10 protein-coding genes and 1 pseudogene are annotated in these 6,917 nt (G+C 39.3%); 2 read left to right on the top strand and 9 right to left on the bottom strand.

Annotated elements, in window-relative coordinates; genetic code table 11:
- The first annotated feature begins 232 nt into the window (after window positions 1–232).
- Window positions 233–868, top strand: a complete 636-nt coding sequence (locus AC1DVK_RS21680) for a TetR/AcrR family transcriptional regulator (protein WP_410862411.1) — start codon at window positions 233–235, stop codon at window positions 866–868.
- A 43-nt stretch (window positions 869–911) separates the two neighbouring features.
- Window positions 912–1,316: a hypothetical protein gene (locus AC1DVK_RS21675; protein WP_410862409.1), complete on the top strand. Its 405-nt coding sequence runs from the start codon at window positions 912–914 to the stop codon at window positions 1,314–1,316.
- Between the two features lie 149 nt (window positions 1,317–1,465).
- Here AC1DVK_RS21675 and AC1DVK_RS21670 read toward each other — a convergent pair.
- The 9 genes and pseudogenes from AC1DVK_RS21670 to AC1DVK_RS21630 form a co-directional block, all read right to left on the bottom strand.
- Window positions 1,466–1,807, bottom strand: a pseudogene (locus tag AC1DVK_RS21670) (Tn3 family transposase); the annotation flags it as partial.
- Window positions 1,808–2,384: 577 nt separating this feature from the next.
- A complete protein-coding gene (locus tag AC1DVK_RS21665; RefSeq protein ID WP_477627353.1) occupies window positions 2,385–3,164 on the bottom strand; it encodes a sulfite exporter TauE/SafE family protein in 780 nt (259 codons plus the stop codon).
- Between the two features lie 51 nt (window positions 3,165–3,215).
- A complete protein-coding gene (locus AC1DVK_RS21660) occupies window positions 3,216–3,443 on the bottom strand; it encodes a sulfurtransferase TusA family protein (RefSeq protein WP_477627352.1) in 228 nt (75 codons plus the stop codon).
- Between the two features lie 37 nt (window positions 3,444–3,480).
- Window positions 3,481–4,608 carry an MBL fold metallo-hydrolase gene (locus AC1DVK_RS21655; protein WP_477627351.1) on the bottom strand — a complete coding sequence of 376 codons (1,128 nt, stop codon included), beginning with the start codon at window positions 4,606–4,608 and terminating at the stop codon, window positions 3,481–3,483.
- Between the two features lie 44 nt (window positions 4,609–4,652).
- Window positions 4,653–5,048 carry a DsrE/DsrF/DrsH-like family protein gene (locus AC1DVK_RS21650; RefSeq protein WP_089363316.1) on the bottom strand — a complete coding sequence of 132 codons (396 nt, stop codon included), beginning with the start codon at window positions 5,046–5,048 and terminating at the stop codon, window positions 4,653–4,655.
- 27 nt (window positions 5,049–5,075) lie between these two features.
- The gene (locus AC1DVK_RS21645; protein ID WP_477627350.1) at window positions 5,076–5,648 is read right to left on the bottom strand and encodes a sulfurtransferase TusA family protein; all 573 of its coding nucleotides are present in this window, start codon (window positions 5,646–5,648) and stop codon (window positions 5,076–5,078) included.
- Between the two features lie 54 nt (window positions 5,649–5,702).
- Complete coding sequence (locus tag AC1DVK_RS21640) at window positions 5,703–5,999, bottom strand: rhodanese-like domain-containing protein (protein WP_477627349.1); 297 nt, start codon at window positions 5,997–5,999, stop codon at window positions 5,703–5,705.
- Window positions 6,000–6,017: 18 nt separating this feature from the next.
- The gene (locus tag AC1DVK_RS21635) at window positions 6,018–6,386 is read right to left on the bottom strand and encodes a rhodanese-like domain-containing protein (protein WP_477627348.1); all 369 of its coding nucleotides are present in this window, start codon (window positions 6,384–6,386) and stop codon (window positions 6,018–6,020) included.
- A gap of 27 nt (window positions 6,387–6,413) precedes the next feature.
- The gene (locus AC1DVK_RS21630; protein ID WP_477627347.1) at window positions 6,414–6,893 is read right to left on the bottom strand and encodes a DsrE/DsrF/DrsH-like family protein; all 480 of its coding nucleotides are present in this window, start codon (window positions 6,891–6,893) and stop codon (window positions 6,414–6,416) included.
- Between the last annotated feature and the right edge of the window lie 24 nt (window positions 6,894–6,917).

Raw genomic sequence — 6,917 nt, 5'->3', positions numbered from 1 at the left:
TCTAGGGGAGACCCCGCAGGCGAAAGCCGAGGAGGCTCCCCGACCGCCCGCGGAAAGCGAGTGCCTGGAGTGGAAAATCAACGGCCAAATTGTACAACTCATAAAAAATAGACAAACTCGATTTTCATCGAGTTTGTCTACAGTCTGAAAGGGCTAATTTATTAGTCCTTCTTTTATTATTTTGATTCCATTTATGCTTGATTTTTTTGTACGGCCGTACTAAAGTTAGTACATGCGTACAAATGATAAGGTAAATAAACAAGAAAATCGTTCTTTTATTGAAGAAACTAGACGTGCTCAAATTGTTGCCTGTGCAATTAAAGTAATTGCTACAAAGGGTTTTGTGAATGCTTCTATATCGGAGATTGCTAAGGAAGCTGGAATAAGTAAAGGGGTGATTTCTTATCATTTTTCCAGCAAAGATGAACTGATACAGCAGGTCGTAATAGAAGTTTATCATGCAGGTGCAATCTTTATGGAATCTCATATGAAAGGAAAAAGCACTGCAAAAGACATTTTAAAAGCTTATATTGAATCGAATTTAAAATTCATGGATGATAACCCCCAAAATATTATTGCTGTGACAGAGATTTTGGCCAATGCCCGCACGAAAGAAGGAAAGCGCCTCTATGATAGGACAGCAAATGAGCAAATATTAGCACCGATTATTCAGCTTTTACATCAAGGGCAACAAGATGGCAATTTTAGAACATTAAATGCTTTTTCTGCAAAGGTATTAGCAACCACTATTCGTAATGCTATTGATGGGGTTGGATTACAGTTAGCTTTGGATTCTGATTTGGATCTCGAATCCTACACAAAGGAACTGATAACACTGTTTGATTTAGCAACTCGAAAAGAAAATTAATTGTCCTTCAGCGGAATCTAAATTTGAAGAAAGAAGTGTTTTTATGCAAAGTAATAATAAATCAATTGATAATGCTATTGGTCAGGTAATCAAATTACAAATTATCTTTTTTGCGATGAGTATTCTGCTTTTAGTACTGGATTTTATATTTCGAGACAACATTAATGGATATGTATGGCTGCGTTCGGGGGGACTTGCCATCCTTTCACTGGTTTATATAAGATTTGGTTTTAAGTTAAAGGAAAGAAAGCGATCAGCGTATATACGTGTTATGATCATATCTATTGTGGGTGCTTTTGGTATTTATGCATTAGCAATTGGTGGTGGGGATGTATATCCATTATGGATGCGGTTAGAACAAGGGATACAAGGGTTATTGTTAATTATGATGATCATTATTCTTACACGTCCCAAAAATCGAATCGATTTTGCTAAGGAACAGAAATAAGAGAAAAAAGGAAAGCAAATGGTTTTGAAGTATACCGCAATCGGACGCTTTTCTGAATGAAGGATCAGGATCTGATTAATTACGGAAAACCAGCTAATATCTTGATGGGGGATTAGATGGTTTTATCACCGACCCCAAAATTATGAAAGCTATGAAACTTTCAACTTAATAGGTATTCGCTGGTCCATATCGAGTTCAAAGGTCCCGTATGGATTGACATGATGATAAAACAAAGGTGTTAATCCCCTAAAATCTTCGGGAGTCATTTTCTTCAGCCAATATTGGTTGTTGACATAAAGAACTTCTTGAGCCATTAAGGTATTCATATAGACTAAGCAATTTTGCAGCAATTGAAGTGATAAGGCAGACACCTCTTGATCCCCTATAGAATTGGAACGCATTTCACTGTTTTTTCCATGAAAAATATAGGTATTCACCGAGTTTCATTGTTCCACTGTATTTAATCCTTCATGAATCTCCCTACGAATCTCTAGCCATTTGTGTTCTGGTTCGTGCAATTGTATTTTACCTTGTGATTCCCTTAGGAAAGCTTCATTTTAATTTACGCGATAAACTGTATAATTGGATAGCGTCAGGAAAATGCGGATTTACAACGTTAAGGGAATTTCGATATTAAAAAACCCAATTTCTCAGCATTAAAATTGAGTGGGCTTTTTTCGTTACTCCATTAAAGCGCCCGATTGATGAATAAAAAACAATTCTTTTTTATTGATTGTTTTAAAGAATATTTTCCGGTAGATGTTTTTTAGCTAGTATTACTTGTTGCACATGATAATAAAAATTAATCTTGATATATTTTTTGAGCTTTCATATTTAAATCCATGATACTGATAATTTTGTTTTTTGTACATTTCTCTAGGAGTGTCTTCTCCGTCGGTTCCCTTGAAATATTAATTATTACAAATTATTGTCCCGTAATACGTTTTACTCCTTCTGTATCCAGAAAAGAGACCCAAACCCCTGTGATATCAAGGATTTAAGCCTTTGTTAGTTGATAACCTGTGAGGGATTCGAACCCACGACCCCTTCCCTGTCAAAGTCCGTGCCTCAATACAAAATCCCTATCCATGTTTTCACAGCCGTCGCTAGAATCAATAGAGCCAATATGACTTGCAGCACTTTTACATTCATTTTTTTACCGGCCATTGCCCCAAGCGGAGATGCTATTAAACTAGCAACAACCATGATCAATGCCGGATAGAAATCAACTTGCCCTGTTGAGATTTTCCCAGCTGTTGCACCAATGGATGAAATGAATGTGATTGCTAATGAAGACGCGATCGTAACCCTGGTTGGAATTCTTAAAACGATGAGCATGATGGGAACTAATAGAAAGCTCCCTCCAGCCCCGACTATTCCAGACCCTAATCCAACGATTAATGCAAGTATGGCCGCAAGCCATTTGTTAAAGGTAACTTGATCCAAGGGAATGTCATCTATGCCTTTCTTCGGAATGAACATCATGACAGCCGCTATCAAAGCCAAAATGCCATAGACGATATTCACTCCGCCTTCCGACATCGATTGTGATCCAAAGCTTCCAACCACGCTTCCGATTAGAACGCAGATCCCCATATAGAATATGAGCGTTTTATTTAAATGTCCGCTCTTACGATAGCTCCATACACCTCCGATGGAAGCGAAAAAGACTTGTACAGCACTTATCCCTGTCACATCATGGGCACTAAATGCCACTAAACCGAAGATGGGGGGAATAAACAGAAGCATTGGATAATTTATAATCGAGCCCCCGATGCCGAGCATTCCAGAAACATATGAACCTATAAAACCAATTAAAAAGATGGTAATGATAAAGATGATATCCATTGTACCTGCCTCCCTTAAAAGAAGGGAACCCTAATGGTTCCCTTCTCTTTATCAGCCTTTCCTGATCCAAAATTTCAGTATATCATTTTCTTCTACCGTTTCCACTAGTTCATGGCCACCGGATCTTGACCAAGCAGCTAAGTCGGCTTTAGCTCCTTTATCGGTTACATGTATTTCCAGCACTTGTCCGGTTTGCAAATCATTCATCGCTTTTTTCGTCTTAACAATCGGCATTGGACATGCAAGTCCCCTAGCATCTAACACTTTATCTGAAATCATTTTTCATCTCTCCTAATGGCTTCATTTTTTATCAGGTTTAGCGAACCGCACAACGATTTGGTCCGATTTCCATTTCGCGCTGTTTTTCATCATCGGGCTCGATTTTCCCCATATTGGTTTCGCGAATGTCTTGATAAGCATTCGGTTGAGGTGGTAAATTACCTGTTACCAGCTCTCTGAATTCTATTTCATCGGCAATGTTCATTCCATGATTTTCAGCAAACAGCGTTCCCAACTTTTTAGCGACACTTCCGTCTTCATTCAATTCATCAATGATCATGAAATGTGATGGCAATACGATTAACTCGTCCGATAGTTCCCTATAACGTGTATACAGTGTTTCTCTCAAGTCCCCTACCCAATCTTCAGCCAATCCCGCTAAGTCCGGTCTGCCAATGGAATCGATGAATAGTATATCTCCGGAAAGCAGGTATTTTCCATCGACCACAAAAGATGTGGAGCCAATGGTGTGGCCAGGGGAGTATAATGCTTCGATATCAATCGCTGAATGACCGATCTTTATCACTTTACCGCTTTCTAGTGGCTGATATTCAAAAGTTACCTCAGCTGCATCTTTTGGCGTCAGCCAGTAATCTGCATTTGTCCTTTCCGCTATTCGTCTTCCTCCTGAAATGTGATCGGCATGTAGGTGTGTATCTAGAACATGTGTAATTTTCACTCCGATACCATCGGCGAAATCAAGGTAGGCATCAATCATTCTTGTGGAATCAATAACGGCTGCTTCACCATTTGAAACGACCATGTATGATAAGCAGCCTTTACCAAGTCGCACAAATTGGTAAATTTCTCCGGCATTGGTCAACTCGCCGATTTTCACCGGTTCTAAATGTTCACTCCATGCTTTCATTCCACCCTTTAAGTAAGAAACATCCAATCCAGCTTCAAAAAGCATCTCAGCTACCATAACGGATGAGCCTTCCTTTGCACATACAACCAGGATTTCCTTATGTGCCGGAATTTGATCAATGATTTCTTCAACGCCATCCAGTAAATCGAAGTAAGGGATATTAAGGAATTCAAAATTCTCCCCTTCCATTTTCCACTCGTTAAAATCACTTTCATTTCGAACATCCAAAATGAATAAGTCCGTTTTATTGATTACTTTCTTTGAAACCTCCGCCGCTGTCATTGGATTAACTGCCATTATTTATACCCCCTATAGTATTTAACATTTCAAATTTTTTTACTTTAAAAGGATAAGGTTACATCAGCATCCTTAGCGAACTCTAAAAATGTGACCGCTCCACCCACTTCGATGCCGTCAACGAAAGCTTCTTTTTCCAACCCCATAACATCCATAGTCATTTGACACCCAATAAACTTAACGTTCATTTCCTGGGCCATAGTAACTAACTCTGGAATGGAAGGAACATTAGCCTTTTTAAATCCTTCGGCAAAATGATCTTTACCTTCAGGCATTGGCAGTTGTACATTTGCTTCTTTATGAATTAAGTTTAAGCCTTCGAAAGTAAAGAAAATGGCCACTTCTTGATCTGTTGCTGCCGCTGCCGTTGCGATGTTAAACACTTTATATGCGTCAAATAACCCACCATTACTTGCGATTATAGCCACTTTTTTAGACATGATATATTCCTCCATTTTAAGTCTCTTTTATTCATTCACTGATTTTTGTGTAGGACCATTCCACTGGCTCATGCCAGGTTCAACATTGAATACCTGTTCAAATCCAGCTGCCGTCAGTTTTTGTGCAGCCAGATCACTTCGGCTGCCAGTACGGCAAATCATGAAAATCTCGGACTCTTTATCCAATTCACGCATACGTTGTTCCAATTCACCCATCGGGAGGGATTTAGCTGTTGGAATATGATTGAAAGCATACTCTGCCGCTTCTCGTACATCAAGGATGATGGTGTTTTGATTTTCTTCGATTTTTTGAAGAAGGCCGTCATTTGAAATGACTTTTTGATGCTTCTTCTCTTGTTGCTCTTCTCCGCCTGCTTTCCGAAGATAATGTTTTAGTGTGGTCCCTCCTTCAACCGTACCCAAATATTGATGACCTGTACTTTCGGCCCAGGCTTTCATATCGGCAGTTGACCCTTTATCAGTCGCTTGAACTTCAAGCACTTCCCCTGCTGCCAGGCCGTGCATGGCTTTTTTCGTTTTTACGATTGGCATTGGGCAAGCTAAACCTTTAGCATCCAAAACGGAATTTGTTTTAATCATTTTATTTCCTCCTTGTGTTTTTTATAGAGATGGGGGTATATTAAGCTTTAAAAATTATTCTATGGGACCTTCCCATTCATTCATGCCGCCCACCATGTTCAACACTTTATATCCATGATCCTCAAGTAACTGCGCTGCCCTTGAACTTCTGCCCCCTGACCGGCAGATCATGATATACTCTTTTGATTTATCCAAATCCTGCATTCTAAATTCCACTAGGCCCAACGGGATGTTCAAAACATTTGGTATTTTCCCTGCCTTTACTTCATCCACCTCCCGCACATCAATAATATGGACTGGCGAGTTTCCCTTCAATAATGCACTCACTTCATTCGGTAAAATTTCTTTCATCTTTATCATATCCTCCTTTTATTCGCGCCAAGAACTCATGCCGCCTTTTACGTTGGTGACATCATTAAATCCGAGTTTTTTCAAAGCTTTACATGCATTACTGCTCCGCATCCCGCTTTGGCAAATCACAACAACTTCTTTATCTTTTGAAAGTTCTTGTGCCCTTTTGCCAAGTTCGTTTAAAGGTATATTTTTAAAGACCTTAATATGATTGCCCCTAAATTCATTAGGAGTACGGACATCAATGAATTGCTTACTTCCTTTGTTATTCAACGCCGCTTTTAACTCCGCCGCTTTTATATTTTTTATCCCCTTTGCCGGAACAAATCGCTGATATAAAAACCAAACGATGACACCCAATATAATGATATTAAATATAGTTCCCATTTGAACTCATCCCTCCGGTACCCCAATCTATATAAATAAGTTTACATTTCCATCCTCTGCTTCGGCTAAATAAGCCGCTACACCTGCATATTCTATTCCATCCATTATTTCCTCTTGCTGCAAGCCCAATAAATCCATCGTCATCGTACAGGCAATCAGTTTCACATCTTGTTCTTGGGCCAACTCAATTAAATTCGGGAGTGACATGGCATTATGTTTTTTCATCACGTGCTTGATCATTTTCGGCCCCATTCCAGCAAAGTTCATGTTGGATAGACCCATTTTATCAGAACCACGGGGCATCATTTTTGCAAACATTTTTTCAAGAAAGCCTTTTTTTAATGACAGCGGCTCATCTTTCCTTAAAGCATTCAATCCCCAGAATGTATGGAAGATGGTCACTTCATGATCGTAGGCTGCGGCACCATTTGCGATGATATAAGCAGCCATTGCCTTATCATAATCACCACTAAATAAAATGATCGTCGTTCTTCTCTTTTCGGTCATATATTTTTCCCCCTAAGCCTATTT

This window comes from Peribacillus sp. P4_B1 (genome assembly GCF_056402395.1).
Note: the sequence above shows the minus strand (reverse complement) of the source record. Positions and strands in the feature narration are given on the sequence as shown.